Annotated in this window: 27 protein-coding genes; 12 read left to right on the forward strand and 15 right to left on the reverse strand. The window is 69.0% G+C overall.

Translation table 11 applies throughout. From position 1 onward, the window contains the following. Positions 1 to 4: 4 nt before the first annotated feature. From ABZ297_RS13290 to ABZ297_RS13300, 3 genes are read right to left on the reverse strand one after another with little or no spacing between them, the layout of a single operon-like run. On the reverse strand, positions 5 to 757 hold the full coding sequence (locus ABZ297_RS13290) for an amino acid ABC transporter ATP-binding protein (RefSeq protein ID WP_355344255.1): 753 nt from the start codon (positions 755 to 757) through the stop codon (positions 5 to 7). 1 nt (position 758) lies between these two features. Next, positions 759 to 1,589: an amino acid ABC transporter permease gene (locus ABZ297_RS13295; protein WP_355344178.1), complete on the reverse strand. Its 831-nt coding sequence runs from the start codon at positions 1,587 to 1,589 to the stop codon at positions 759 to 761. Continuing rightward, positions 1,586 to 2,452, reverse strand: a complete 867-nt coding sequence (locus tag ABZ297_RS13300; protein WP_355344181.1) for an ABC transporter substrate-binding protein — start codon at positions 2,450 to 2,452, stop codon at positions 1,586 to 1,588. Before ABZ297_RS13300 ends, ABZ297_RS13295 begins: the two co-directional genes overlap by 4 nt. Positions 2,453 to 2,574: 122 nt before the next feature. Here ABZ297_RS13300 and lysA point away from each other — a divergent pair, with 122 nt between their 5' ends. After that, entirely contained in the window at positions 2,575 to 3,810 is a 1,236-nt protein-coding gene (gene lysA / locus ABZ297_RS13305) for a diaminopimelate decarboxylase (RefSeq protein ID WP_355344184.1), read from the forward strand. A gap of 136 nt (positions 3,811 to 3,946) precedes the next feature. Here the strand turns inward: lysA and ABZ297_RS13310 are convergent, their stop codons facing one another. From ABZ297_RS13310 to ABZ297_RS13325, 4 genes are all read right to left on the reverse strand, one after another. Continuing rightward, entirely contained in the window at positions 3,947 to 4,264 is a 318-nt protein-coding gene (locus ABZ297_RS13310) for a helix-turn-helix transcriptional regulator (RefSeq protein ID WP_355344187.1), read from the reverse strand. After that, the gene (locus ABZ297_RS13315) at positions 4,261 to 4,620 is read right to left on the reverse strand and encodes a type II toxin-antitoxin system RelE/ParE family toxin (protein ID WP_355344190.1); all 360 of its coding nucleotides are present in this window, start codon (positions 4,618 to 4,620) and stop codon (positions 4,261 to 4,263) included. The genes ABZ297_RS13310 and ABZ297_RS13315 overlap by 4 nt, the downstream gene beginning before the upstream one ends. 359 nt (positions 4,621 to 4,979) lie before the next feature. Then, positions 4,980 to 6,146 (reverse strand): hypothetical protein, encoded by a 1,167-nt coding sequence (locus ABZ297_RS13320; RefSeq protein ID WP_355344192.1) that lies wholly within the window; start codon positions 6,144 to 6,146, stop codon positions 4,980 to 4,982. 203 nt (positions 6,147 to 6,349) lie between these two features. Then, positions 6,350 to 7,441, reverse strand: a complete 1,092-nt coding sequence (locus ABZ297_RS13325) for a serine protease (protein WP_355344195.1) — start codon at positions 7,439 to 7,441, stop codon at positions 6,350 to 6,352. A 318-nt stretch (positions 7,442 to 7,759) separates the two neighbouring features. Here ABZ297_RS13325 and ABZ297_RS13330 point away from each other — a divergent pair, with 318 nt between their 5' ends. After that, positions 7,760 to 8,017, forward strand: a complete 258-nt coding sequence (locus ABZ297_RS13330) for an SSI family serine proteinase inhibitor (RefSeq protein WP_355344197.1) — start codon at positions 7,760 to 7,762, stop codon at positions 8,015 to 8,017. A 55-nt stretch (positions 8,018 to 8,072) separates the two neighbouring features. On the opposite strand, the gene ABZ297_RS13335 is transcribed toward ABZ297_RS13330, so the two are convergent. Continuing rightward, positions 8,073 to 9,209 carry a serine protease gene (locus ABZ297_RS13335; RefSeq protein ID WP_355344199.1) on the reverse strand — a complete coding sequence of 379 codons (1,137 nt, stop codon included), beginning with the start codon at positions 9,207 to 9,209 and terminating at the stop codon, positions 8,073 to 8,075. A 283-nt stretch (positions 9,210 to 9,492) separates the two neighbouring features. Between ABZ297_RS13335 and ABZ297_RS13340 the strand changes: the two genes are divergently transcribed. From ABZ297_RS13340 to ABZ297_RS13365, 6 genes are all read left to right on the forward strand, one after another. Next, positions 9,493 to 10,008, forward strand: a complete 516-nt coding sequence (locus tag ABZ297_RS13340; protein WP_355344202.1) for a hypothetical protein — start codon at positions 9,493 to 9,495, stop codon at positions 10,006 to 10,008. 83 nt (positions 10,009 to 10,091) lie between these two features. Beyond that, positions 10,092 to 10,370 carry a ribbon-helix-helix protein, CopG family gene (locus tag ABZ297_RS13345; RefSeq protein ID WP_355344205.1) on the forward strand — a complete coding sequence of 93 codons (279 nt, stop codon included), beginning with the start codon at positions 10,092 to 10,094 and terminating at the stop codon, positions 10,368 to 10,370. Next, positions 10,357 to 10,782 carry a type II toxin-antitoxin system VapC family toxin gene (locus tag ABZ297_RS13350; protein WP_355344208.1) on the forward strand — a complete coding sequence of 142 codons (426 nt, stop codon included), beginning with the start codon at positions 10,357 to 10,359 and terminating at the stop codon, positions 10,780 to 10,782. Before ABZ297_RS13345 ends, ABZ297_RS13350 begins: the two co-directional genes overlap by 14 nt. A 45-nt stretch (positions 10,783 to 10,827) precedes the next feature. Further along, positions 10,828 to 11,700, forward strand: a complete 873-nt coding sequence (locus ABZ297_RS13355) for a hypothetical protein (protein WP_355344210.1) — start codon at positions 10,828 to 10,830, stop codon at positions 11,698 to 11,700. A 9-nt stretch (positions 11,701 to 11,709) separates the two neighbouring features. Beyond that, positions 11,710 to 12,666 carry a zinc-binding dehydrogenase gene (locus tag ABZ297_RS13360; RefSeq protein WP_355344213.1) on the forward strand — a complete coding sequence of 319 codons (957 nt, stop codon included), beginning with the start codon at positions 11,710 to 11,712 and terminating at the stop codon, positions 12,664 to 12,666. 86 nt (positions 12,667 to 12,752) lie between these two features. Continuing rightward, entirely contained in the window at positions 12,753 to 13,622 is an 870-nt protein-coding gene (locus ABZ297_RS13365; protein WP_355344216.1) for an oxygenase MpaB family protein, read from the forward strand. A gap of 24 nt (positions 13,623 to 13,646) precedes the next feature. Here ABZ297_RS13365 and ABZ297_RS13370 read toward each other — a convergent pair whose 3' ends face one another. Both ABZ297_RS13370 and ABZ297_RS13375 read right to left on the reverse strand, forming a co-directional pair. Further along, the gene (locus tag ABZ297_RS13370; RefSeq protein WP_355344219.1) at positions 13,647 to 14,384 is read right to left on the reverse strand and encodes a helix-turn-helix transcriptional regulator; all 738 of its coding nucleotides are present in this window, start codon (positions 14,382 to 14,384) and stop codon (positions 13,647 to 13,649) included. Further along, positions 14,381 to 15,184 (reverse strand): DUF4097 family beta strand repeat-containing protein, encoded by an 804-nt coding sequence (locus ABZ297_RS13375; RefSeq protein ID WP_355344222.1) that lies wholly within the window; start codon positions 15,182 to 15,184, stop codon positions 14,381 to 14,383. The genes ABZ297_RS13370 and ABZ297_RS13375 overlap by 4 nt, the downstream gene beginning before the upstream one ends. A 115-nt stretch (positions 15,185 to 15,299) precedes the next feature. On the opposite strand from ABZ297_RS13375, the gene ABZ297_RS13380 reads away from it, so the two are divergent. Further along, on the forward strand, positions 15,300 to 15,947 hold the full coding sequence (locus tag ABZ297_RS13380) for a TetR/AcrR family transcriptional regulator C-terminal domain-containing protein (protein ID WP_355344225.1): 648 nt from the start codon (positions 15,300 to 15,302) through the stop codon (positions 15,945 to 15,947). A gap of 33 nt (positions 15,948 to 15,980) precedes the next feature. Here the strand turns inward: ABZ297_RS13380 and ABZ297_RS13385 are convergent, their stop codons facing one another. The 3 genes from ABZ297_RS13385 to ABZ297_RS13395 all read right to left on the reverse strand — a co-directional run bounded on the left by ABZ297_RS13385 (position 15,981) and on the right by ABZ297_RS13395 (position 20,778). Next, on the reverse strand, positions 15,981 to 16,160 hold the full coding sequence (locus ABZ297_RS13385) for a DUF6104 family protein (protein ID WP_355344258.1): 180 nt from the start codon (positions 16,158 to 16,160) through the stop codon (positions 15,981 to 15,983). Between the two features lie 88 nt (positions 16,161 to 16,248). After that, positions 16,249 to 19,929, reverse strand: coding sequence for a multifunctional oxoglutarate decarboxylase/oxoglutarate dehydrogenase thiamine pyrophosphate-binding subunit/dihydrolipoyllysine-residue succinyltransferase subunit (locus ABZ297_RS13390; RefSeq protein WP_355344228.1), 3,681 nt, complete (start codon positions 19,927 to 19,929; stop codon positions 16,249 to 16,251). A gap of 204 nt (positions 19,930 to 20,133) precedes the next feature. Continuing rightward, entirely contained in the window at positions 20,134 to 20,778 is a 645-nt protein-coding gene (locus ABZ297_RS13395) for a phenylalanine--tRNA ligase beta subunit-related protein (protein ID WP_355344231.1), read from the reverse strand. A gap of 161 nt (positions 20,779 to 20,939) precedes the next feature. Between ABZ297_RS13395 and ABZ297_RS13400 the strand changes: the two genes are divergently transcribed. Then, positions 20,940 to 21,515 (forward strand): helix-turn-helix domain-containing protein, encoded by a 576-nt coding sequence (locus ABZ297_RS13400; protein ID WP_355344234.1) that lies wholly within the window; start codon positions 20,940 to 20,942, stop codon positions 21,513 to 21,515. A gap of 47 nt (positions 21,516 to 21,562) precedes the next feature. Further along, positions 21,563 to 22,843, forward strand: a complete 1,281-nt coding sequence (locus ABZ297_RS13405; RefSeq protein ID WP_355344237.1) for an MFS transporter — start codon at positions 21,563 to 21,565, stop codon at positions 22,841 to 22,843. Here ABZ297_RS13405 and ABZ297_RS13410 read toward each other — a convergent pair. Beyond that, positions 22,793 to 23,107 (reverse strand): response regulator transcription factor, encoded by a 315-nt coding sequence (locus ABZ297_RS13410; protein WP_355344240.1) that lies wholly within the window; start codon positions 23,105 to 23,107, stop codon positions 22,793 to 22,795. The genes ABZ297_RS13405 and ABZ297_RS13410 overlap by 51 nt on opposite strands. Beyond that, a complete protein-coding gene (locus ABZ297_RS13415) occupies positions 23,104 to 23,235 on the reverse strand; it encodes a hypothetical protein (protein WP_355344243.1) in 132 nt (43 codons plus the stop codon). Before ABZ297_RS13415 ends, ABZ297_RS13410 begins: the two co-directional genes overlap by 4 nt. A 155-nt stretch (positions 23,236 to 23,390) precedes the next feature. Here ABZ297_RS13415 and ABZ297_RS13420 point away from each other — a divergent pair. Next, on the forward strand, positions 23,391 to 23,567 hold a 177-nt coding region (locus ABZ297_RS13420; RefSeq protein WP_355344261.1), incomplete at its 3' end, for a helix-turn-helix domain-containing protein.

The following is a 23,567-nucleotide window of genomic DNA, read 5'->3' on the forward strand; positions in this document are numbered from 1 at the left end:
CCGTTCACAAGACCTGCCCGAGGAAGGCGCGGGTACGCTCGTGACGCGGCTGGGACAGCACCTCGCGGGGCGGGCCCTCCTCCACGATCACGCCGTCGTCGATGAACACCAGATGGTCGCCCGCCTCTCTGGCGAAGCCCATCTCGTGGGTGACCACGATCATCGTCATCCCGCTGGCCGCCAGGTCGCGCATGACCTGCAGCACCTCCTGCACCAGCTCGGGGTCGAGCGCGCTGGTCGGCTCGTCGAACAGCATGAGCTTGGGGTTCATGGCCAGGCTGCGTGCGATAGCGACACGCTGCTGCTGGCCGCCCGACAGCTGCCGGGGGTAGTGCCCGGCCCTGTCAGCCAGCCCCACCCTGTCGAGCAGCGCCATCGCCTGCGAGGCGGCCGCCGCCTTCGAGACGCGCTTGACCGTGCACGGGCCCTCCATGACGTTCTCCAGCGCGGTCATGTGCGGGAACAGGTGGAAGCGTTGGAAGACCATGCCGATCTCCTGGCGCTGACGGCACAGCTCGTCGGGCCGCAGCAGGTGCAGCTTGCTGCCCTTCTCGGTGAAGCCCATGAGCTCGCCGTCCACCCACACCCGGCCCGCGTCGATCGTCTCCAGCCTGTTGACGCAGCGCAGCAGCGTCGACTTGCCGGAGCCGGAGGGACCCACCACGCAGACCACCCCGCCGGCCGGCACGTCGAGGCTGACGCCCTTCAGCACTTCGAGCTGCCCGAAGCGCTTCCTGACCGACTCGATCTTCACCATGCTAGTGGCCACGGCTGAACCTCCTCTCCAGGAAGCGCTGGCCGACGGTGGCCACGCTGGTGAGCAGCAGGTACCAGGTGGAGGCGACCACCAGCAGCGCGATCACCTCGAAGTTGTCCAGGTAGATGCGCTGGGAGACGGTCAGCAACTCGGCGCCGGAGATGACCGAGACCATCGAGGTGGTCTTCAACATCGAGATGAACTGGTTGCCGGTCGGCGGGATGATCACCCGCATCGCCTGGGGCAGTACGACCCTGCGCAGGATCTGCCGGTGCGTCATGCCGAGCGACTCGGCCGCCTCCTGCTGGCCGGGATCGACCGAGCGGATGCCGGCGCGGACGATCTCGGCCATGTAGGCGCCCTCGTTGATGGTCAGCCCGAGCAACGCCGCCGTGAACGGCGTGATCAGCTCGTTGGCCGGCCACTGGAGGAACATCGGCCCGCCGAACGGGATGCCGATCCCGATCTCGGGGAAGACCAGCCCGATGTTGAACCAGAAGATCAGCTGCACCAGCAGCGGCGTGCCGCGGAAGAACCAGGTGTACAGGCCCGCCGCGCCGCGCAGCACGGGGCTGTCCGACAGCTGCGCGACGGCGGCGACCACACCGAGACCGACGCCGATGACCATGGACAGCGCGGTGAGCGCGATCGTGATCCACAGGCCGCCGAGAACGCGGTCGTCGAGCAGGAACCCGGCGATCACGTCCCAGTGCAGGTTGGGGTTGACGATGACGGTGTAGGCGAGCCACGCCATCACCAGCGCCGCGAGCGCCGCCGCGACGAGCCGTCCTGGTCTGGGCGGCTTAACCGCCTCGATCGACAGCTCGGTCATGCGCCGGTGTTGATCGTGACCTTGGCCACGGCGTTCGCCGTCGTGCCGTACTTTTCCAGGATCTTGCCGTACTCGCCGTTGTCGACCAGCTCCTGCAGTGCCTTGGCGACGGCGTCGCGCAGGCCGGTCTGCTTCTTGTCGATCGCGATGCCCCACGGTCCGGCGTCGTACTGCTCGGGCAGGACGTCGTACTTGCCGGTCTCCTTGGCGTACATGGTGGCCACGGGCGAGTCGACGATCGTGGCGACGGTGCGGCCGGAGTCGATGGTGAGCAGGCCGGTCGGCGCGTCCTCGCTCTGCATGATCTCCATCTTCTGTGCGCACTTGTCGTTCTGACGCTTGCCGATCTCCAGGTTGGAACTGCCCTTGGCCAGGACGACCTTCTTGCCGCACAGGTCGGCGAGGGCCTTGATGGCCTCCGGGTTGCCCTTCTTGACCATGATCGAGCCGCCGGCGTTGAAGTAGTCGACGAAGTCGACGGCCTTGCGACGCTGTTCCAGGTCGCTGAGCGCGGCCATCGCGATATCCCACCTGCCACCCTGCAGCCCTGGGATGAGGCCGTCGAAGGAGGCGTTGATGATGCGGGTCCGCAACCCGAGCCGCGCCCCGACGGCGACGGCCAGGTCGGCGTCGACGCCGGTCATCTCCTGGGTGCCGGGCTTGTACATCTCCATCGGCGGGTAGCCTTCCGAGGTCGCCATCCGCAGCTCGCCCGACTTCCGCACGGCTTCGGGGACGAGGTCCTTGGCGCTCTTGCCGGTCGAGGAGGGCGGCGTGGGTGCCGCCGTACCCGAGGTGGACCTCCCGCATCCCGCGCCCAGTGCGCAGACCGCCGCCAGGGCGATGACCAGGTGTTTTCGCATGGCACCTCATGGTGGCCAGGCCATCAGGCGCCACCAAGCCTCATGAAGGCATGCGACCCTCACCAACGAATCCATCGATGCTCGCCCCTGTGAGGCGTCGCGTTTGCTTACGCTCGCGCCTCATGAGCTTGGACATCTGGCCCCAGACCGCCACGTGGCACGGCGGGGAGCTGCATCTCGGCGGTATCGGCGCGGTCGAACTGGCCAGGGTGTACGGCACGCCCGCTTATGTGCTGGACGAGGCCGACTTCACCGCCCGCGCGCGGGCGTGGCTGGACGCGCTTCCCGACGGCGATGTCCACTATGGCGGCAAGGCCTTCCTCTGCCCCGAGGTGGTGCGCTGGCTCGACCGGCTCGGCCTGTCGCTCGACGTCTGCACGGGCGGCGAGCTCGCCGTGGCCATGGCCGGCGGGATGCCGCCCAAGCGGGTCGTCTTCCACGGCAACAACAAGTCCTCCGCCGAGCTGCGCCGCGCCGTGGCGTGGGGCATCGGCTGCGTGGTCGTCGACTCCTTCACCGAGATCTCCAGGCTCGCCGCGATCGCCGCCTCCCTGGGGGTCCGGCAGCGAGTGATGATCAGGGTGACGCCGGGCGTCGACCCCCACACCCACGCCTTCATCGCCACCGGCGGCGAGGACTCCAAGTTCGGCTTCTCGCTGAGCGCCGGCGCCGCCGCGCTCGCGGTGGAGCGAGTGACCGCCGAGCCCTCGCTGGAGCTGTACGGCCTGCACTCCCACATCGGCTCGCAGATCTTCGAGCTGGACGCCTTCGGCACCGCCGCCGCCAGGATGGCCGAGTTCGCCGCGGTCGTCGGTGTCACCAGGCTCGACCTGGGCGGCGGCCTCGGCATCGGCTATACGCCGGACGACCCCACCCCGCCGACACCCGCCGAACTGCTCACAGTGCTCAGGAAGGAGACGGCAGGCCTGCGTCTGGCCGTCGAGCCGGGCAGGTCCATCGCGGGACCGTCCACGGTGGCGCTCTACGAGGTCGGCACGATCAAGGGCCGGTTCGTGAGCGTGAACGGCGGCATGAGCGACAACCCCCGCCCCGGCATGTACGGCGCCGCGTACACCGCCTCGCTGGCCAACCGCGCCTCCGACGCCCCGCTCAGCCCGTTCACCGTGGTCGGCAAGCACTGCGAGAGTGGCGACGTGCTGGTCAGGGACTTCCCGCTGCCCGATGACGTCCGGCCCGGCGATCTGCTCGCCGTACCGGTGTCAGGCGCCTACCAGCGCTCCATGGCCAGCAACTACAACCACATGCCCCGCCCCCCGGTCGTGGCGGTGCGGGACGGCGCGGCCCGGGCCATCGTCCGCCGCGAGAGCGAGGAGGACCTGCTGCGGCTCTACCTGTAAGAGCCTGCGGACAAAGGCTTAAGCGCTCGCGGGGCTGGCTTCCCAGAAGTGGGGTGTCCACCAAACCAGGTCGCCCCCACTCCGCCGACAGATCGATGGCGTTGCCGGTTCCATAGCCTGGCAGTGCGCCGCGGTTTCAGACGATCGCGGCTATGTCGCCGTCGTCGAAGTAGATCGATTGGTGTAGCCGGCCTCCGAGCGCTGTCGCGTAGCGGATCAGAACGTCTTGGCCGGAGATCTTGCCTTGTTCGATCTGTGAAACGCGCCCTTTGGTCACGCCCATCTGTTCGGCGACTTGCTGCTGTGTCAGGCCGCGTCCGCGACGGATTTCCGCCAGCCTGTGCCCCTGGACCTCGGCCAACAGTTCCCGCTTGCCAGCTTCGACAACCTCCTCGCCGCCAGCGCGATCGACGTGTTCCGCACGGATGTCCTGCCATCGTACGTAGCTGCTCATCTGCCCTCCTCCTGCGCGCGCTCTTTCAGGTAGACCTCGTATCGGTGCTCGGCCAGCGGGATGGCCTCCTCATACCAGCTCTTCCAGCGCCCGGCCTTGTCGCCGGCGACCAACAGGATGCTGGACCGCCAAGGGTCGAAGACGAACAGGATACGCACCGTACCGGGACGAAGCTCTTTCAAGTTCTGGATCGTCGATCCAGTGATCGTGTCGACGAGTGGCCTGCCCAGGCCAGGGCCCCCCTCGGCCAGCGCGTCGATGGCCTCCACTACTCGAGTATGCGTGGCGTCATCGAGTTGCTTGATCCAATCCCGTACCTCTGTCACGAGGTACACGTCCCATTCTTCTCCAGCCACCCATGGAGTATAGCTAGCGGTATACCTTGTGTGCGGTGTCCAGGTTGACCGTGTCGCGATCGCTCAGACTCTGTGGAAGCGAGAGTGCGCTGGCGTGGTGATAACACGCTGGCAGGAACCAGGCTGGGACAAGCCTGTGATGTGCCTAAAGCCAGAGCCCGGCAGTGCCTAAGCGCGGCATATGTGTACCGCGACGGGCCGGGGCGGGGAGCGCGAGGTCTTGCGGCAAGAACGTCCCTGAAGGGGGCTGTGGGGCGGCTGGGAGTCGTGCAATGCGAAAGGGGCCCATGCGAAAGGGGCCCAGAGGAGTGTTCTGGGCCCCTTGTGTGCAGCTGTAGCTACTTGTCGCGCGGGTGCGGCTACTTGTAGAGCTCGCCGTTCGGGCCGACGATCTTGCCGGACCACACGTTCTTGGCCGCGTTGTACACCGCCGCCGTCTCACCGTCGAAGTAGGGCGAGGTGATGTAGTCGATGCGGTCGTTGCCGTCCTGGTCGGCGAAGGTGCTGGTGACACCGCTCACGTAGCCGAGACGCTTGCCGTTGCTGTACTGGCTCAGCCACGGGCCGCCGTCGAAGCCGGGCGTGACGGCGCACTTGAGGCCGATGTGCTCCTCGATCTTGAGCCAGGGCGCGCCCACGGCCTTCGCGGTGGTCGTGCCGTAGCAGTTCTTCGGCGTGACGCCGCTGTACGGCTTGTTGCCGTCGGGGTGGGGCGCGGCCGGGTAGCCGAAGGCCCGGACGGCCTTGCCGGTCGGCTGGTTCCAGGCGAAGCCCTGGCCACCGACGTTGTCGCCGAGACGACCCGCGTCCTTGGACAGCAGGATGTAGTAGTTGCCACCCCAGCCCCGCTTGGGGCCGCTGAAGCCGTCGAACTCGCTCTTGGTGACCTTCTTGACGCCGTTGAAGGCGATGCCGTTGTAGACGGTGACGAACGCGTAGTCGCGGTCGTAGTCCTCGTAGGTGTCGAAGTCGTAGTGGGTGAAGGCCTGCTTGCCCACGTAGATGCCCCAAGGAGCCCTGCCCTGGTAGTAGCCGGGCACGAAGACCCAGTTGTCCAGGAGCGCCTTGTTGCTGTCGGTGTCGTACACGCAGTGGCCGGCGGTGGCGACCAGGTTGCGGTAGTTCGACTGGATGGAGGTGGCGGAGCACCAGCGGAACTTGCCGCTGCCGTCGACGAAGAAGACCTTGCCGATGGTCTTGGGCAGGTTGACGTTCTGAACCTTGCCCGAGGGGGCCTTCTCCTCGCCGGTCGGGGCGGTGGAGCCGGGACGGCCGTCAGGGCTGTAGCCGCCCTTGGAGACGACCTTGCGCACCTCGTTGGAGTCCCACGTGTACGCGGAGGCGGAGCGGAGGGCGGCGCCGTTCGAGGCGAGCCAGAAGGACGCGACGGACGCGGCGTCACGCGTGCTGCGGGCCATCGGGTCGGTGGCGACGTCGCCTGCGGCCTGTGCGGAGCCGACGAAGCCGGCAGCCAGCAGGCCGGTCGCGAGTACGGCTCCGCCGGCGGGGAGAAGGATTCGCTTCAAGGTAACTCCAGGACTTCCCTGCGCTGACGCGGGGCGCCTCGTGCACCCCAGGACTCAGCAATGGACAGCACCGGAACCTATCGGGCTGACTTTGGTCATGGGAATTTTCGGATCAGTGTGTCAACGTTCTATACACCGGCTGTAACCGTACCGAGATCGACATTCGACCTGATCACGGACACGGTTGTCGCGTCTAGTGTTAGTTACGTCACATTTTCCGGTGTCGGCCGTGTCGCGGCGTGTCGGTAGACGTCGCCGGTGGCGGCGTTGAAGTACGGCGAGGAGACCGCGTCGTAGCGGTCCTTGGCGTCCATGTTCCAGGTCAGGCTGTTGATCCCGTTCAGGTCTCCGAGGCGCTGCACGGGCTGGTAGTCGATCAGCCACGGGCCGCCGCTGGCGCCGGAGGTGAAGTCGCAGGGCCGCAACAGCACGCCGTACTGCAGGTCGCGGCCGGGGGCGACGGTGTGGCTGGTGCTTCCCGAGCAGGTCAGGAGCGAGCGTCCGTCGAACGGGCGGGTGCCGTCGGGCTGGGGGCCCACCGGATAGCCGAAGGCGGCGATCCTGTTCCCGGTCTTCCTGTTGAGCGCCAGCCCCTGGCCGCCGACGCTGTCCTGGAGCCTGCCGACGTCCTGCATGACGAGCTGGCCGCCCTTCTCGACCCACTTGAAGCCGCGGTGGACGGTCACGAAGGCGTAGTCGTAGTCGTAGTCGCCCTTGCCGGGCCAGTCCTCGTGCATGCTGATCGAGGCGCCCACGTAGATACCGTCAGGTGTCTCGCCGTTGGGTCCGGGGTTCGGGACGAAGATCCAGTTCTCGGCGGCCTTGGTCTGACGCGGGTCGAAGGCGCAGTGCCCGGCGGTGGCGACGACGCCGCGGTTCTTGGCGGCGACCGAGCTGGCCGAGCACCAGTACTCCTTGTCGCCGAAGCGGAAGAAGACCTTGCCGGTGGTCCTGGCGACCGTGCTCTTCTGAGGCAGGGCGGGTTCCACGCTCGGCGCGGTGGCAGGGCGCTTCACCGTGACGATCTGGCTCAGCCCGGTGACGGTGGACGAGGCGGCCGTGGACGTGGGGGTGGCCTGGGAGCCGGGCGTGGCCGGGGTGTAGCTGTCGGCCTTCTTGAGCCGGTCGGGCTTCCAGAACTCGGCGACCTTCTTCATGTCGGCCGCGGACTTGGCCAGGGTGACCGCGTAGACCCTGCTCGTCGCCGTGGCGTTCGCGTCCCCGGTGAAGGCAGGCAGCATCAGCAGCGCGCTGCTGAGGGCAGCCGCCACCAGGAGCCTGACCGGGGGGATCATGAAATGCCTTTCTTTGGGCTCGTTAGGGGGATTTTTCCAGATCGACTCACTGTATTGCAGCTCGGGTGGAGATTCGTTATCTGATCAAGAGTGCAGTGTGTCTCATAAGGGGGTCGTCAAGGGGTCCGTCCAGATACTTGGCACTGATGCGTCGTGTCGGTCGTTGTCGCAGGTCAGAGGGCAAGAGAAGCTGCCCGCATGCAGCGAATTCTCTGTCTCGCCGTGCTTTCCTGTACGGCTTTCGCGTCCTCTCCGGCCGAGGCGGGAACGCCTCCGCCGCCGGGTCTCCAGGAGGCCGACAAGGGCCAAAGATTTTTCTTGATCACTGTTGGGGACAAGCAGTCGATGCTGACCTGCCCCCGCACTTCGCAGGAGCCCGCGTGCGTCGAACTCGAGCGGGTCGGCGGCGATCCGGCGCGCTTCGCCCGCCGGGAGGACGCCGCCTGCACGATGGAGTACGCGCCCATCCGCGCGACCGCCACCGGCTTCTGGGACGGCACGTACCACCGCTTCGACCGGACCTTCCCCAACGCCTGCGAGCTCGTCTCGTTCGGGGGCCCGGTCTTCGTCCCGTGACGGCCGAAGAGGGCGCAGGCCCCGATCCCGCGGGACCGGGGCCTGACGGACGGACTCACGGCATGTTGCCTGTCCACCGGTTCGCGGCGGTCTTGTAGACCTTGTAGGTGTCGGTGTTGAAGTACGGCGACGAGATGTGGTCGTAGCGGTCGTTGCCGTCGGTGTCCCAGGCGACGCTGTTGACACCGATCAGGTAGCCGGTGCGCGACGCGCTCTTGTAGTTGTAGAGGAACGGGCCGCCGCTCGCGCCGGCGGTGAAGCCGCACTTGACGCCGAAGTGCTCCTGCAGGTTGTACTTCGGCGCCTCGGGCATCGGCGCCGTCCTGCCGTAGCACCATTTCATCGTGCGGCCGGTGTACGGCCTGTCGCCGTCGGGGTGCTCGCCCGTCGGGTAACCGAACGAGAACACGTTCACCTTGGTGCTGCGGTTCCAGGTGAAGCCCTGTCCGCCGACGTTGTCACCCAGCCGGCCGACGTTCTTCCTGGTCAACTTCCACGTGCCGTCGACTTTCTGCCACTGCACCTTGACGCCGTTGTAGACGTTGACGAACGCGTAGTCGTAGTCGTAGTCCTCCTTCACCACGAAATCGTCGTGCGCGTTGAAGGTTTTGGCGGCGTAGATGCCGTACGGGGCCTTGCCCTCCCACACGTTGTCGCCGTCCCAGTACGACGGGATGAAGATCCAGTGGTCGTAGAACCTGTTGGTCTTCACGTCGTAGACGCAGTGGGCCGTGGTGGCCACCAGGTTGCGGTACCTGCCCTGCACGGAGGTGGCGGAGCAGTACCTCCAGCTCCTGGAGTCGCGGGGGTCGGCCCCTGGCAGCGTGAAGAACACGCGCCCGACCGTGTTGGGCAGGTTGACCTGCCTGCTCTTGACGGCCTTGGTCTTCTTCTCCTCGCCGATCGGGGGGACGGATCCGGGCGGTCCGTCGGGCGCGGAGTTGACGCCCTTGACGCCCCTGGAGCGGGCGGCGACGTCGGTGTCGTGGTCGGTGGTCAGCTTGATGCGGTCGGGCGTCCAGAACTGGACGGCCTCCTGCGCGGGGGTCGCCGCGTCCTTCGACACGACGTCGGGGGGTGCGGACGCGTCGGCGGCCGCGCTGGTGGCCGCGCTGGTGGCCGTGCTGGTCGCCAGGCCGACGGCCACGAGCCCGGCGAGGGGGATCGCGATGCGCCTTGCTCGGGAGTACATGGAGCTCCTCTCAGTTCTCGGCGGCCCAGAGCGGGGTACGGCGCCCCGGTGGGCCAGGAAAATGATCGGAACGCTAATGAACGGCGCAACCGGCCGGCCAGAAACCGACGTGAAAAAGCATGGCCCGGTTCCGTTCCGTTACAGAAATAGCGAATTCACATGTATGTCGAATGGGCATCCGCGCAGGTGGAAGCGGTTCTAAAATGTTCTCGGCAACATTGGTAACAGTAATTATCAGACGTCTCCGCTTATCAACCGAATGTTGTTCTGATTGACTGGCGGTATGGATCCACGCACCCCCTTCCTCGTCGGCGCGTCCCAGCTCACCGTGCGCGACCAGCCCGGCCCCGAACCCCTCGACCTGTGGGAGCGGGTGGCCCGCGAGGCCGCCTGCGACGCGTGGCTGCCCGCGGGGCGGCTCGACTCGATCCAGCTCGTCTACACCGACTCCTGGCGCTCGGCTCCTCACGGGCCATCGCCACTGACCAAGCACACCTACGCCGTCTGGTCCACGGAGCCGGGCGGCGCCCTGGGGGACGCGACACCGGTGTTCACGGCCAAGCCGGTGCCGATCGTCGCGGCTTACGAGGGGCCCGCCGCCGTGGCCGGCTACACGGTCGCGCACGGCCGCGACGGAGCCGCCGAGAAGGGCATCCTCGTCGTGGACCTGCCGGAGGGCGGGCGGGCCCACGCGCACGTCCTGCGGGACGACCTGATGGCCGACGCGGAGTCGCGGGAGCTGGTGGGGCGGGAGGTGTGGCTGGCCACGGACGGCAGGGTGAATGTGGCGAGTTGGTGATCGGCAAAGAGCGTGCAAAGATTGTGATCGATCGACTACAGTCTGCTGTTGACATTTTTATGTCAGCGGCTGACGCTGGGGTCATGCGACGAACCACGGTGCGGATCGACGAAGCGCTCCTCAACGAGACCAAGGCGTACGCCGCGAGAAACGGACGCAGTCTCACTTCTGTGATGGAGGATGCCTTGCGGCAACTGCTCAACCGCTCCACGGAGGCGGCCGACCGGCCCCGCGTGGAGCTGCCCCTGTCCGGCTCTCCCGATGGGCCCAAGCTCACGCTGGAGTACATCAAGGAGATGATCGAGCAGGACGACATCGAGCACTACCTGGCCACCTGCGAGGTGCGCGATGCGAATGCTTGATGTCAACATCCTGGTCAACGCGCAGCGTCGCGACGCCGAGCACCACGAAGAGTGTCTGGCGGTCGTCGAGGACGCCGTCAACGGCGACGCCGCCTACGCGGTCAGCGACTTCGTGATCAACGGCTTCGTACGCATCGTCACCAACGCCCGCATCCCGCAGGCCACGTCGATCGAGAAGGCGTGCCGGTTCGCGGCGAGCGTGCGCAACCAGCCGCACGCCGTCCTGGTGAACGCGGGGCCGAGGCACTGGGAGATCTTCACCCGGCTGTGCGAGCAGGCCGGGGTCGCCGGAAACCTCGTGCCCGACGCCTACCTCGCGGCGCTCGCCATCGAGCACGGTTGTGAATTCGTGACCTGTGACAAGGACTTCGCCAGGTTCCAGGGGTTGCGCTTGCGGTCGCCGCTCAACTGAACTGGCTTCCGAGGGCGCACACCGTACTGACCAGCGGGGGTCGTCGTGGGTGATCAGTTCGACGTCATCGAGAGCGGCACGTCCGGGCAGCGCCGGTGGGCCGGGATCGCCGTGCTGGTCGTCCTGCTGGCGGTGCCCGTCATCGGGATCCTCGTCAGCCGCGAGCCCCAGGCGCTGCCGGCGCCGCGTCCCACTCCCACACCCCTCCCGTCGTTGACCACCGTCGCCAACCCGCCGAACGTGCTGCACGCGAAGGCGAAGGGCAAGGGCGGCGACGAGGTGATCGAGGTCGTCTTCCCGAACGGGGCGCGGGCCGAGGTGCGCTACCCGGCCGCGCTGGCGCTCGACGAACTGGGCGCGCGGCCCTTCCAGGGGATGTGGGTGGGCGGCGAGTACCGCATCCTGGTCGCGCCGTACGCCGGCGAGTTCGAGATCACCAGGGGCGGGCAGCCGATCAGGTCGCTGACGCCGAACGTCACGCTGTGGTCGGGCGTACCGGGCAGCGGCCCGAACAGGCAGGTGCTGCTGTTCGCGTTCGGACGCTGGCGGCTGGCGATGTACGACCAGCCGGGGGAGCTGACGTTCGAGCAGCGGCTGGCGGTGGCGGAAGGGCTGCGCGGGAAGGTGGTCGGCGACGGGTACCTGGTGCTGTCGGCCAAGGGTGGGGCCAGGCTCGCCGCGCCCGGCGAGACGGTGCAGGGCATCCCGGTCGGGCCGCAGCTCTGGTTCGGTGGGGGCGCGGGGGAGGTGCTCCTGCTCATCCCGACGCCGCACTGCCGGCCCGCGGCCTTGATGCCGGCCGACAGGCGCGGGCGTCCCACCAAGGCCGTGTGCAGGGGCGGAGTGGGGGTCGTCGCGTCGGGGCCGGACCGGTTCGTGAAGCAGGCGCTCCAGGGCATCCGGATCACGCTGAAGTAGGGTGCGGCCATGTTCGCCGTAACCGCCACACAGACAGACCCCGACAATCCACTCGCCGGGCTGACGCTCGGCGAGCATCCGGAGCCGAAGACGCCCGACGGCTGGACGACCGTCTCGGTGCGGGCCGCCGCGCTCAACCACCACGACCTGTGGACACTCAAGGGCGTCGGCATCAGGCAGGACCGGCTGCCGATCGTGCTCGGCTGCGACGCGGCCGGCGTCGACGAGGACGGCAACGAGGTCATCGTCCACTCGGTGATCGGCACCGGCGCCGACGAGACGCTCGACCCCAAGCGGACCCTGCTGTCGGAGTTCCACGACGGCACCTTCGCCGAGCGCGTCGCGGTGCCGCGCCGCAACCTGGTGCCCAAGCCGGCCGCGCTCAGCTTCGAGGAGGCCGCCTGTCTGCCCACGGCCTGGCTGACCGCGTACCGGATGCTGTTCGACAAGGCCGGGCTGCAGCCGGGCTCGACGGTGCTGGTGCAGGGCGCGGGCGGCGGCGTGGCGACCGCGGTCATCGCGCTGGGACGGGCGGGCGGCTACCGGGTCTGGGCGACCAGCAGGTCGGAGGAGAAGCGCGAGCGTGCCCGGCAACTCGGCGCCGACCAGGTCTTCGAGCCGGGGGCGCGGCTGCCCGAGCGGGTCGACGCCGTCATGGAGACCGTGGGCCAGGCCACCTGGGACCACTCGCTGAAGTCGCTGAAGCCCGGCGGGCGGATCGTCGTCTCGGGCGCCACCAGCGGCGCGGTGCCCCCCGCCGATCTCAACCGGGTCTTCTTCCTGCAGCTGTCGGTGGTCGGCTCCACCATGGGCACCCGTGACCAGCTCCAGCGCCTGGCCGTGTTCCTGGAGCAGACCGGGGTGCGGCCGGTCATCGACAGGGCGATGCCGCTGGCCCAGGCCCGCGACGGGTTCGCCGCGCTGGAGCAGGGCGACGTCTTCGGCAAGGTGGTCTTCACCGCCTGAGCCGAGCGACGTAAGTAAGGGGTTACTTCCCGGCTGTTCCGGGTGATACAACGAAAGTGAGGGTGTATCACCCGGGAGGCGCCGCCATGGACGTTGAGCCCTTCGGCCCAGGCTCGATGCTCTGGGAGACCGCGGGGGAGTACCGCAACCTGCTCGTTGCGGGGAGCGCGCTGGTCCTGCAGACCATGCACCCGGCGGTCGGCGCGGCCGTCGCCGAGCACTCCACCTACCGCGACGACCCGTGGGGGCGGCTCACCCGCACGCTCACGTCCGTGCAGAAATGGGTGTACGACGGGGCAGGCGGGCTGGAAGAGGGGCACCGGCTGCGTGAGCTGCACCGGCCCATCAGCGGTGTCGACGGGCAGGGCCGGTCCTACCACGCCCTGAACGGGGAGGCGTGGGCCTGGGTGCACCTGTCGCTGTTCGAGCGGTTCGTCGCACTCAACCGCTGGTTCGGCACCCCGTACACCGCCGAGCAGGAACGACTGCTCTACGAGGAGTCGCGGCAGCTCGGCAGGATTCTCCGGGTTCCGGACCGGGAGGTGCCACCGGATCTGCCCGCGTTCTGGCGGTACTTCGACGACATGGTGGCCGACCGGCTCGAACCGCACCAGACCGCGCTCGACGTGCTCGGCGTGTTGCGCGGCACCCCCACGCTGCCCGGCCTGCCCCGGCCGCTACGCAGGCTGTGGGCCCCGGTGGGAGCGGGGGCCGGGGAGTTCAACTACTTCGTCGCCGTCGGGACGTTGCCGCCCGCCGTCCGGGAGAAGCTCGGCCTGCGGTGGACGGCGCGGGACGAGCGGCGCCTGCGGCACCTCGGACGGGCGGTGGCGGCGCTCATGCCACGCCTGCCCGAACGGCTGCGTTACCTGCCGATCGCCTACCACGCCCGCAGGGCCGCCAGGAAGACCGCTCGCGGCCTGCGAGGCCCGCGGCGGTCACTACGGTCGGCCTAACCGCCGCGCACGCCCAGCGCACGCTCAGCGGAGCGTGTCGCGGATGCGGTCGGACGCCTCGTCGAGCGCGCCGCGGACCTGCTCGACGGTCTCGCGGGTCAGCCGGGAGTTGGACGCCTCCTGGCGCACCTGGGCGACGAAGTCGGCGAGCAGCTCGCCCAGCTCGGCGTCGAGCTCGGCCCGGTTCTCCGGAGGGCCGCCGAGCGTGGCCCACACCTCCGACCAGATCCTGCGCCACTCCCTGCTGAAGCGCTCACCTTCGTCCTGCCAGTGCGTGGCGTGCTCCATCGACTGGCGCTTCTGCTGCTCCTTGATCCGCTTGAGGTCGGCCTTCTGCTGGTCGCGCCGCTGCCTGGCGTCCTCGTGGGCCCCGGTGCGGACGTCCTTGGCCATCCGGGTCAGCTCGTCGCGCAGCGACTTGACCGTGTCGCGGACGTCCTCCTTCACCTCGCGGGCGATGTCGCGCACCGAGGCGGAGATCTCCTGCTCCAGGTCGTCGAGCTCGTCGAGCCGGGCGTTCAGCTCCGCGCGGCCCTTGTCGGTGATCGAGAACACCTTCTTGCCCTCGACCACCTCGTGCGTCACCAGCCCCTCCTCCTCCAGGCGGGCCAGGCGGGGGTAGATCGTGCCGGGGGAGGGCGAGTAGACGCCGAGGAAGCGGTCCTGCAGCAGGCGGATGACCTCGTAGCCGTGACGGGGGCTCTCCTCCAGCAGCTTGAGCAGGTACAGCCGAAGCCGGCCGTGACCGAAGACAGGACTCATTGCTTCTCCCCCTTGAGCAGCGTGACCTCGCCGGAGACCGTGATCGCCGACAGCGAGGCCATGCCGCCACCCAGTCGTCCCGACATCGACTTCGTGCCGGGGCCGTTCGTGTTGGACAGGTTGTCGAAGGCGCTGACCAGCCGCCCGGAGGTGGAGCGCAGGCTCACGTCCGTTTCCACGTTCTCCGGAAGCCTGACCAGGATGTCACCGGAGACACTGTTGAAGGTCACGTGGCCGGTGGGTCTGAGCCGGAGATCGGCGGTGATGCGGCCGGACACGGTGTTCGCGCGCAGCCGCCTCGGGGTGCCGTCGGCGACGGTCAGCTCGCCGGAGACGCTCTTGAAGGCCAGGTCGCCGTCCATGGAGCGGCTCTCGACCGGGCCGGAGACGGTCGTGGCGCTGACGTCGCCGCTCACGCCGTCGAGCACGATCTCCCCGGACACGCCCTTGACCTGCGTCGTCCGCTCGAACCCGGCGACCACGGCGGAGGCGGAGACGACCCCGGCGTTGACCGCGCACCCTTTCGGGACGGTGATTGTCAGGACCGCCCTGCGGCGGTCGCGGCGCAGCCAGCCGAGCAGGCCGTCCCAGGTGAGGTCCTTGAAGGCGACGCTCAGTTCCTGGTGCTCCTCGTCATAGGTGACGATCAGCGGTGACGCCGAGTCGAACTCGGCGACCTCGAGCGACGGGGGGCCGTCGCTGGCCAGGACGGCCAGCCGTCCGGCGACGATCCGCACGTCGAGCGAGTTCACCGGGCCGAAGACCTGATGGTCGGGCCCGTCTATCGTCCAGTGCTGCATGATCCCCGCCCTCTCTGGCGAACACATCGGCTATACCAGACACGATATGTCGCGTCTGCCGAAAACTCAAGATGTATCGCGTCTCGGCGAGGAGCGCGACCGCTAACCTGGACGGATGCAACGCGCGGACGCAGGAGGGAGCCCGGTGCGGCCCACCAAGCCGACGCTCAACCACGAGTACATCGCCTCCGTCGCGCTCGCGCTCATCGACCGGGTGGGGCTGGGCAAGTTCTCGATGCGCAAGCTCGGCGCCGAGCTGGGCGTCGATCCGATGGCCGTCTACTACTACTACCGCGACCAGGAGTCGCTCTTCGACGGCGTCGCCGAGGCGCTCTTCGACGAGCTCGACTCGGGCACCATCCGGTGGGAGTCGTCCTGGCGCGAGCTGTGCGAGGAGTTCTTCACCCGGCTGCGCGACACGCTCCTCGCCCACCCGCACGCCGTCTCGATCTTCGCGACCCGGCCCGTCCGCAGCCGGGCAGCGATCGAGAGCGGCGAGCGCGCGATCGCCGTGCTGTGCGAGGCGGGGTTCACCCCGGCGCTGGCGCTCCAGCTCACCCGCTGCCTGCGCGAGTTCACGATCGGCCACGCGCAGTCCGTGGCCGCCGTGCGGCTGGGCGCGGGGCTGCGCAGCAGGAAGCCGGAGCCGGGCGCGCCCGACTACAACCTCATCGCGCGGAGCGCCGACGCGGCCGACATCGACGCGCACTTCGGCGTCGGCCTGCGGGCCATGCTCGACGGGTTCGAGCGGCCGGCCGGCTAGCCGTCCTTCCAAGGAGTCCCGGCCGGCGGCTCGTTACTCGTCCTCGTCGTCGTCGAGCCTGGCCAGCCAGGTGGCCAGCCGCTCCACAGGGGTCTCGAACTCCGGGTTGAGGTCGACGAACTCGCGCAGCCGTTCCCCGAGCCAGAGCAGGCTGACCTCCTCCTCGCCCCGGCGCTCGACGAGTTCCTCGATCCCCCGATCCGTGAAGTACATCGTTCTCCGTTCCGTCACTCTGTTCACTGTCGAAAAGCGGGAACCCCCGCCGGACGGCCCGGCAGGGGTTCCCAGAGACGCCGACGTGCTAGGCGAACACCTTGCTCACGATCTCCTCCAGCTCGTTGTCGTGGGCGGCGTGGGAGCCGGCCGCGGGAGAGCTGTTGGGCGCGCGCGAGATGCGGTGGAGGCCACGGCCGCCGAGGAGCTGCGGGTCTTCCGCCAGCTTCAGCGTGAGGTACGGCCACGGGCCCATGTTGACCGGCTCGTCCTGGACGAAGAGCAGCTCGGCCTGCGCCCCGTAGCGCGACAGCTCGGCCGTGAGCTCCTCGGCCGGGAACGGGTAGAGGCGCTCCAGGCGGACGAGTGCGACGTCGTCGCGCCCCGACTTCTCACGGCCGTCGAGCAGGTCGTAGTAGATCTTGCCGCAGCTGATCACGACCTTGGTGACCTTGGCCGGGTCGACCGTGGGGTCGCCCAGGACCGGCTGGAAGGTGCCCGAGGTGAAGTCGGACGCCTTCGAGGTGGCCTTCTTGTGCCGCAGCAGCACCTTGGGCGTGAAGACGACCATCGGCTTGTGCCTGCCGGACTCGACCTGCCAGCGCAGCAGGTGGAAGTAGTTGGCGGGCGTCGTCGGCTGCGCGACCGTCATGTTGTCGAGCGCGCAGACCTGGAGGAACCGCTCGATGCGGGCCGAGGAGTGGTCGGGGCCCTGGCCCTCGAAGCCGTGCGGCAGCAGCAGCACGACACCCGACTTCTGGCCCCACTTCTGCTCACCGGACGAGATGAACTCGTCGATGATCGTCTGGGCGCCGTTGACGAAGTCGCCGAACTGCGCCTCCCAGGCGACCAGGGCGTCGGGACGCACGACGCTGTAGCCGTACTCGAAGCCGAGCGCCGCGAACTCGCTGAGCAGCGAGTCGTAGACGTAGAACTTCGTGGTGCCCTGGTTGAAGGTCTTGAGCGGGGTGTGATCGGCGCCGGTCATCCGGTCGACCAGCACGGCGTGGCGCTGCGTGAACGTGCCGCGCCGGGAGTCCTGGCCGACGAGCCTGACCGGGTGACCGTCGATGAGCAGCGACCCGAACGCGAGGGTCTCGCCCATGCTCCAGTCGATGGAGTCCTGCTCGACCATCAGGCCACGGCGCTGCAGCACCGGCGCGAGGCGCGGGTGCGGCGTGAAGCCCTCGGGCAGGTTGAGCTGGGTGTCGACGATGCGCTTGAGCGTCTCGTCGCTGATCGCCGTCGCGGTGTCGGCGTGCGACCACTTGACGACCTCGGTGGGCGGCACCCGCATCGCGCCCGCCTCCAGCGGCTTCTTGGCCGCCTCGCGGGTCTCGGTGAACGCCTGCTCCAGCTTGGCCTGGTAGTCGCGCAGCGCCTGCTCGGCCTCCTCGACCGTGATGTCGCCCCGGCCGATCAGCGCCTCGGTGTAGAGCTTGCGGGTCGAGCGCTTGGCGTCGATCAGGTCGTACATCAGCGGCTGGGTGAAGGCGGGGTTGTCGCCCTCGTTGTGGCCGCGGCGGCGGTAGCAGATCAGGTCGATGACGACGTCCTTGCGGAACGCCTGGCGGTACTCGTAGGCCAGCTCGCCCACGCGGACCACGGCCTCGGGGTCGTCGCCGTTCACGTGGAAGATCGGCGCCTGGATCATCCGGGCGACGTCGGTGGCGTACACCGACGAGCGGGACGACGCCGGCGACGTCGTGAAGCCGACCTGGTTGTTGACCACCACGTGCACGGTGCCGCCGGTGCGGTAGCCGCGCAGCTGCGACAGGTTCAGGGTCTCGGCCACCACGCCCTGGCCCGCGAAGGCCGCGTCGCCGTGGATGAGCACCGGCAGGACCGTGAAGCCCTCCTCGCCGCGCTCCAGGAGGTCCTGCTTGGCGCGGACGACGCCCTCCAGCACCGGGTCGACCGCCTCCAGGTGGGACGGGTTCGCGACCACGGACGCGGTGATGGTCTTGCCGGACGGCGCGGTGAACGTGCCCGACGCGCCCAGGTGGTACTTCACGTCACCGGAGCCGTGCGCCGTGCGCGGGTCGATGTTGCCCTCGAACTCGCCGAAGATCTGCCCGTACGACTTGCCGACGATGTTGGCCAGCACGTTGAGCCTGCCGCGATGCGCCATGCCGATGACGACCTCGTCGAGGTCCTCCTCGGCCGCGTCGCTGATCACCGAGTCGAGCAGCGGGATCAGCGACTCGCCGCCCTCCAGCGAGAAGCGCTTCTGGCCGACGTACTTCGTCTGCAGGAACGTCTCGAAGGCCTCGGCGGTGTTGAGCCTGCTCAGGATGTTGAGCTGCTCGTCGCGGGCGGGGGAGGCGTGCGGCTTCTCCACCCGCGCCTGGATCCAGGCCCGCTCTTCGGGGTTCTGGATGTGCATGTACTCGATGCCGACCGTGCGGCAGTACGAGTCGCGCAGCACGCCCAGGATCTCGCGCAACTTCATCAGCGGACGCCCGCCGAAACCGCCGGTGGCGAACTCGCGCTCGAGATCCCACAGCGTCAGGCCGTGGGACTGGATGTCGAGGTCGGGGTGCTTGCGCTGCTTGTACTCCAGCGGGTCGGTCTCGGCCATCAGGTGGCCGCGCACCCGGTATGCGTGGATCAGCTCGATCACGCGGGCGGACTTGGCCACGTCGTCGTCGTGGGAGGCCGAGATGTCGCGGACCCAGCGGACCGGCTCGTACGGGATCCGCAGCGCTTCGAAGATCTCGTCGTAGAAGCCGTCCTCGCCGAGCAGCAGCCGGTGGATCTGGCGCAGGAAGTCGCCCGACTGGGCGCCCTGGATGATCCGGTGGTCGTAGGTGCTGGTCAGCGTCATGACCTTGGAGACGGCCAGGCGCGAGAGCGTGTCGGGCGAGGCGCCCTGGTACTCGGCCGGGTACTCCATCGCACCGACGCCGATGATCGTGCCCTGACCGGGCATGAGGCGCGGCACGGAGTGGACGGTGCCGATCGTGCCGGGGTTGGTCAGCGAGATCGTGGTGGCGCTGAAGTCGTCGACCCCGAGCTTGCCCGCGCGTGCCTTGCGGACGATCTCCTCGTACGCCATCCAGAACTGCCGGAAGTCCATCTCCTCGGCGCCCTTGATCGAGGGCACCAGGAGCTGGCGCTCGCCGTTGCTCTTCTGTACGTCGATCGCCAGGCCGAGGCCGACGTGCTGCGGCTTGACCAGGGTCGGCTTGCCCTCGACCTCGGTGTAGGAGTTGTTCATCTCCGGCATCGCCTTCAGCGCCTTGACCACGGCGTAGCCGATCAGGTGCGTGAAGGAGACCTTGCCGCCGCGACCCCGCAGGAGGTGATTGTTGATCACGATGCGGTTGTCGATGAGCAGCTTGGCCGGGATGGCCCGGACGCTGGTGGCGCTGGGGATGGCCAGCGACGCGTCCATGTTGGCGGCGGTACGGGCCGCGGCACCGCGCAGCTTGACCTCCTCGGCGCCCTTGGGCACCGGGGCGGCGGGCTGCTTCGGCTTCTCGGCCGCGACCGCCGGCGCCGGCGCGGCGGCCGGTGCCGTGGGCACAGTCGGTGGCGCCGCAGGCGGCGCCTTCGTGGGAGCGGGGGCGGTCACAGTGCCGTTCGCCGCCTCCCTTGCCGGGGTTCGACCCGGTCCGTAGTCAGGGTTGTAGTCAGCGAAGAAGTTCCACCAGGCCTTGTCGACCGACTCGGGGTCCTGGAGGTACTTCTGGTACAGCTCGTCGACAAGCCACTCGTTCTGACCAAAGCTTGCCAGCGGGTTTGTCCGCGACGACTCAGACGACACGGCGGAAATCGCCCTCTTCCGCAGATCGGCGTTGATGTTAGAGAACCTGTCCAAGGCTACTCGCCCTGACCAGCAGCGCGCGCCCGGGATGCGATGCCGCCACGCCCGATCCTCTCAGGAGAGTCCAAAGAGGTCACGCCCCCCTAGTCAAGCCGGGTGGTGCTGTGATTATTACTCTTTGGTCTCAACAGCTCGACGATAGGTTTATTTCCGTCCGGACACCAATCGGGTCGCGACTCGCACCTCCGGGGACAGCTCGGCCAGCAGGTCCGCCAGCTCCTCGCCTGCCTCCTTCAGTTCCTCCAGTGACATCGGCTCCAGCCGCTCCAGCAGGAAGATCGCGTTGGTGGTCTGCTCGGTCAGCCGGGTGCGCGCCACCTGGCGCCAGTTCCACCTGCGGCAGGTGACGCCCACCTCGTCGCGCCAGATCACCTCGCCGGGCTCCGGCTGACCCAGCGCCTCCTCGGACTTCTCCTCGCCGTCGGCCCTGACCAGCCGTGCGGGGCCCACGTAACAGTCGAGGTCCTCGCCGCCGATCGGCAGCGCGTGCTTGACGCTGATCGAGTTGTACGCGTCGACGACCTGGTTGATCTCCGGCAGCGGCAGGCGGCGGGTGAGCGCGTCGACCGACGGCCTGGTGCGCTGGGGCTTGGCGCCGAAGGCGCGGTAGGCGTCCTTCCACGCGTCGATCTTGTCGGGCTGCGGCTCCTGCGCCGAGGCGTCGGCCAGCCAGGCGCGGGAGCGGTCGTCGGTGGGGCCGTTGCGCAGGCCGTGCGCCGTCACGATCAGCACCGCGAAGTCGGGACGGAGCGCGAAGACGGACTCGTCCACCCAGATGTCGTCGAGCATGCGGCTCAGTTTATGAGCACGTAGGCGGCCTGGAGCCTTCCCAAGCCCCCGCGCCCGCCAGTGCGCCCGCCAGCTCGCCACGCCTGTCACCTCGCCGCCCTGCGCGGGGAGATCGCAAAATTGTGTTTGCAAAATTGCCTTTGCGGTTTTACGGTGAGCGCATGGACGAGGTTTTCCGGATCAGCGACCCGCGGGTCCTCAAAGTGGTGGCGCACCCGCTGCGGGTGCGGCTGCTCGGGCTGCTGCGCGCCGACGGCGCCGACACCGCCAGCGGGCTGGGCCGCAAGGTGGGCGAGAGTTCCGGGCTGACCAGCTACCACCTGCGCGAGCTGGCCCGGCACGGCTTCATCGAGGAGGACCCGGAGCAGCGCGACGGCAGGGAGCGCCGCTGGCGAGCCCGCCACCGCTACACCGCCTGGGACTCCCTGCAGATGTCCACCACCCCCGAGGGCGAGGAAGCCGTCAGGATCATGCGGCTGCGGCAGGTGGAGGCCCTGGCCAGGGCGTCGGAGGAGTTCGTCGAGAGCGACTGGCCGAGCGAGTGGGTCGACGCGAGCGGAATGAGCGACCACTTCGTCACCCTCACGCCTGACGGCCTGGACGAGTTCTTCCGGCGGGTGGAGGAGCTGCGCGAGGAGATCCAGGAGCGGTACGGCGACGGTCCCGGCGTCCAGCAGGTCCGCCTGTTCGTGGCGGGCTTCCCCCGCAAGCCGGGGGAGGCCACGTCCGAGCCGTGAGCGGCTCCCGTCCGTCCGAGCTCCCCGACGACCCCCAAGGAGGACACGTGACCCCCCGCTCCGCGCTGCGGCGCTACACCCTCGTCAGCTTCCTGACCTGGCTGCCCGCGGGCCTGATGGTGGCCGTGAGCATCCTGCTGATGACCGCCAGAGGGCTCAGCCTGATCGAGATCGGGCTGCTCAGCACGGTGTTCTCGATCGTCACGATCACCCTCGAACTGCCCACGGGCGGGCTCGCCGACGTCGTCGGGCGGCGCGTGGTGCTGGCCGTGTCGGCCGCGTTCACGGTCGCCGCGCTCGCCCTCATGGCGGTGTCGACCACCTTCTGGATGTTCCTGGCCAGCGGCGTGCTCAAGGGGGTCGCCAGGGCCCTGTCCAGCGGGCCCGCCACGTCCTGGTACGTCGACACGTTGCACGACCTCGAAGGCCACGACGCCGATCTCAAGCCGGGGCTGGCGCGCGGCGGCGCGATGGAGTCGGTGGCGCTCTGCCTGGGCGTGCTCGCGGGCGGGGTCACGCCCCTCGTGGTGCCGCGCGAGCTGCTGCTGCCGCTGGCGGCGCCGCCCCTGCTGGGGGCGGTCGCGGCGGCCGTGCTGCTCGTCGTGGTGGTGTTCGCGCTGCCCGAGCCGTCACACGCCCGCCGGTCGCTGGCGGACGTGCTACGCGAGGTGCCCGCGACGGTCGCCGGCGGGGTCAGGCTCTCGGTGGGTCACCCGCTGCTGCGCCGCCTGATGCTGGCCGCGGCCGGTTCCGGCGTGGCGCTGGCCGCCGTCGAGCTGCTCACGCCGGGACGCCTGGCCGAGCTGGCCGGTACGGCCGAGGAGGGCAGCGCCGCCTACGCCGTCACGGCCGCGCTCGGGTTCGCCGGCAGCGCGCTGGGCAGCGCCCTGGCTCCCCGCGCGGCGCGGCTGGCCGGCGGCTCGGCGCGGGGCGCGGCCGCGGGCACGGTGCTGACCGCGCTGTCCGTCGGCTGCCTCGCCGCGACCGCCGGTCTGGGCGGCCCGGCTGGGCTCGTCACCGCCGGGCTGGCGTACGTGGTCATGTTCGCCGGGCTGTCGGTGGCGGGCATGCTCTGCCTGGAGCTGACGCACAGGTCGGTCACCGCCGCCCAGCGCTCCACCATCACCTCGACCAGCTCGCTGTCGCTCCAGGCGGGGGCGATGCTGTCGAACCTGGCCTTCGGCGCGCTGGCCAGCCAGTCCTCGACCGCCACGGCCTGGGTGCTGGCCTCCGTGGTGGTGCTGGCCTGCGCCCTGCTGTTCGTCCGGATGCCGGTGCTACAACCAGCCGTGCTCGCGGGCGATGCGGAACGCGTCCGCTCTGCCTGACGCGCCCAGCTTGGTGACGATCGCCGCCAGGTAGTTGCGCACGGTGCCGCTGGACAGCTGGGTGCGCCTGGCGATCACGGTCACGGGCGTGTCGTACTCGGCGAGGCGGAGCACGTCCAGCTCGCGAGGGGTCAGCGGGCATTCGGGCGCGGTCAGCGCCTCGGCGGCCAGTGCCGGATCGACGTAGCGCTCGCCCCCGTGCACCCGCCTGATCACGTCGGCCAGCGCGCCGCCGGGCGAGCCCTTGGGCATGAACCTCGTCACAGCCGCACCTCTAGGGTGAACACGCCGCCGTCGAGCCTGGTACGCAGGGTGCCGCCGTGCTCGGCCAGGCCGCGCAGCCCCGAACTGCGGCGGTCGGGCTGCGCCGCCCGCGCGCCGTCGTTGGTCACCAGGACCTCCGGAGGAAGCCCGGCCTTTAGGGCCGGGAGGGATCCGCCGCGAGGGTGGCTCGGCGGAGCCGGGACACCCCAGGGTGCGAAGCGCACATAACGTCACCTTTTCTCTTTTGCTTACGGATCTTTCTGCGGTGCGGCAACATGCGAACGTGCGTACGGCGTACAAGGTGCGGGTCTACCCCACCCCTGAACAAGCGGCGGTGCTGAATCGCACGTTCGGCTGCGTTCGCCTGGTGTGGAACAAGGCGCTGGCGTGGCGGCGCCACCGCCACCATGCCGACGGGGCCAGGACGTCCTACGCGCAGACTGACCGGTATCTGACCGAG

The sequence above is a fragment of the Nonomuraea sp. NPDC005983 genome (assembly GCF_040614375.1).
Lineage (GTDB): Bacteria > Actinomycetota > Actinomycetes > Streptosporangiales > Streptosporangiaceae > Nonomuraea.

Excerpts from the sequence above, each read along its gene's own strand:
- ABZ297_RS13360 (WP_355344213.1), top strand. The coding sequence starts at position 11,710 with ATGTTCGCCGTAACCGCCACACAGACAGACCCCGACAATCCACTCGCC.
- ABZ297_RS13380 (WP_355344225.1), top strand. The coding sequence starts at position 15,300 with ATGCAACGCGCGGACGCAGGAGGGAGCCCGGTGCGGCCCACCAAGCCG.
- lysA (WP_355344184.1), top strand. The coding sequence starts at position 2,575 with ATGAGCTTGGACATCTGGCCCCAGACCGCCACGTGGCACGGCGGGGAG.
- ABZ297_RS13375 (WP_355344222.1), bottom strand. The coding sequence starts at position 15,184 with ATGCAGCACTGGACGATAGACGGGCCCGACCATCAGGTCTTCGGCCCG.
- ABZ297_RS13325 (WP_355344195.1), bottom strand. The coding sequence starts at position 7,441 with ATGATCCCCCCGGTCAGGCTCCTGGTGGCGGCTGCCCTCAGCAGCGCG.
- ABZ297_RS13370 (WP_355344219.1), bottom strand. The coding sequence starts at position 14,384 with ATGAGTCCTGTCTTCGGTCACGGCCGGCTTCGGCTGTACCTGCTCAAG.
- ABZ297_RS13365 (WP_355344216.1), top strand. The coding sequence starts at position 12,753 with ATGGACGTTGAGCCCTTCGGCCCAGGCTCGATGCTCTGGGAGACCGCG.
- ABZ297_RS13400 (WP_355344234.1), top strand. The coding sequence starts at position 20,940 with ATGGACGAGGTTTTCCGGATCAGCGACCCGCGGGTCCTCAAAGTGGTG.
- ABZ297_RS13385 (WP_355344258.1), bottom strand. The coding sequence starts at position 16,160 with ATGTACTTCACGGATCGGGGGATCGAGGAACTCGTCGAGCGCCGGGGC.
- ABZ297_RS13350 (WP_355344208.1), top strand. The coding sequence starts at position 10,357 with ATGCGAATGCTTGATGTCAACATCCTGGTCAACGCGCAGCGTCGCGAC.
- ABZ297_RS13295 (WP_355344178.1), bottom strand. The coding sequence starts at position 1,589 with ATGACCGAGCTGTCGATCGAGGCGGTTAAGCCGCCCAGACCAGGACGG.
- ABZ297_RS13335 (WP_355344199.1), bottom strand. The coding sequence starts at position 9,209 with ATGTACTCCCGAGCAAGGCGCATCGCGATCCCCCTCGCCGGGCTCGTG.
- ABZ297_RS13310 (WP_355344187.1), bottom strand. The coding sequence starts at position 4,264 with ATGAGCAGCTACGTACGATGGCAGGACATCCGTGCGGAACACGTCGAT.
- ABZ297_RS13300 (WP_355344181.1), bottom strand. The coding sequence starts at position 2,452 with ATGCGAAAACACCTGGTCATCGCCCTGGCGGCGGTCTGCGCACTGGGC.
- ABZ297_RS13395 (WP_355344231.1), bottom strand. The coding sequence starts at position 20,778 with ATGCTCGACGACATCTGGGTGGACGAGTCCGTCTTCGCGCTCCGTCCC.
- ABZ297_RS13340 (WP_355344202.1), top strand. The coding sequence starts at position 9,493 with ATGGATCCACGCACCCCCTTCCTCGTCGGCGCGTCCCAGCTCACCGTG.
- ABZ297_RS13290 (WP_355344255.1), bottom strand. The coding sequence starts at position 757 with ATGGTGAAGATCGAGTCGGTCAGGAAGCGCTTCGGGCAGCTCGAAGTG.
- ABZ297_RS13345 (WP_355344205.1), top strand. The coding sequence starts at position 10,092 with ATGCGACGAACCACGGTGCGGATCGACGAAGCGCTCCTCAACGAGACC.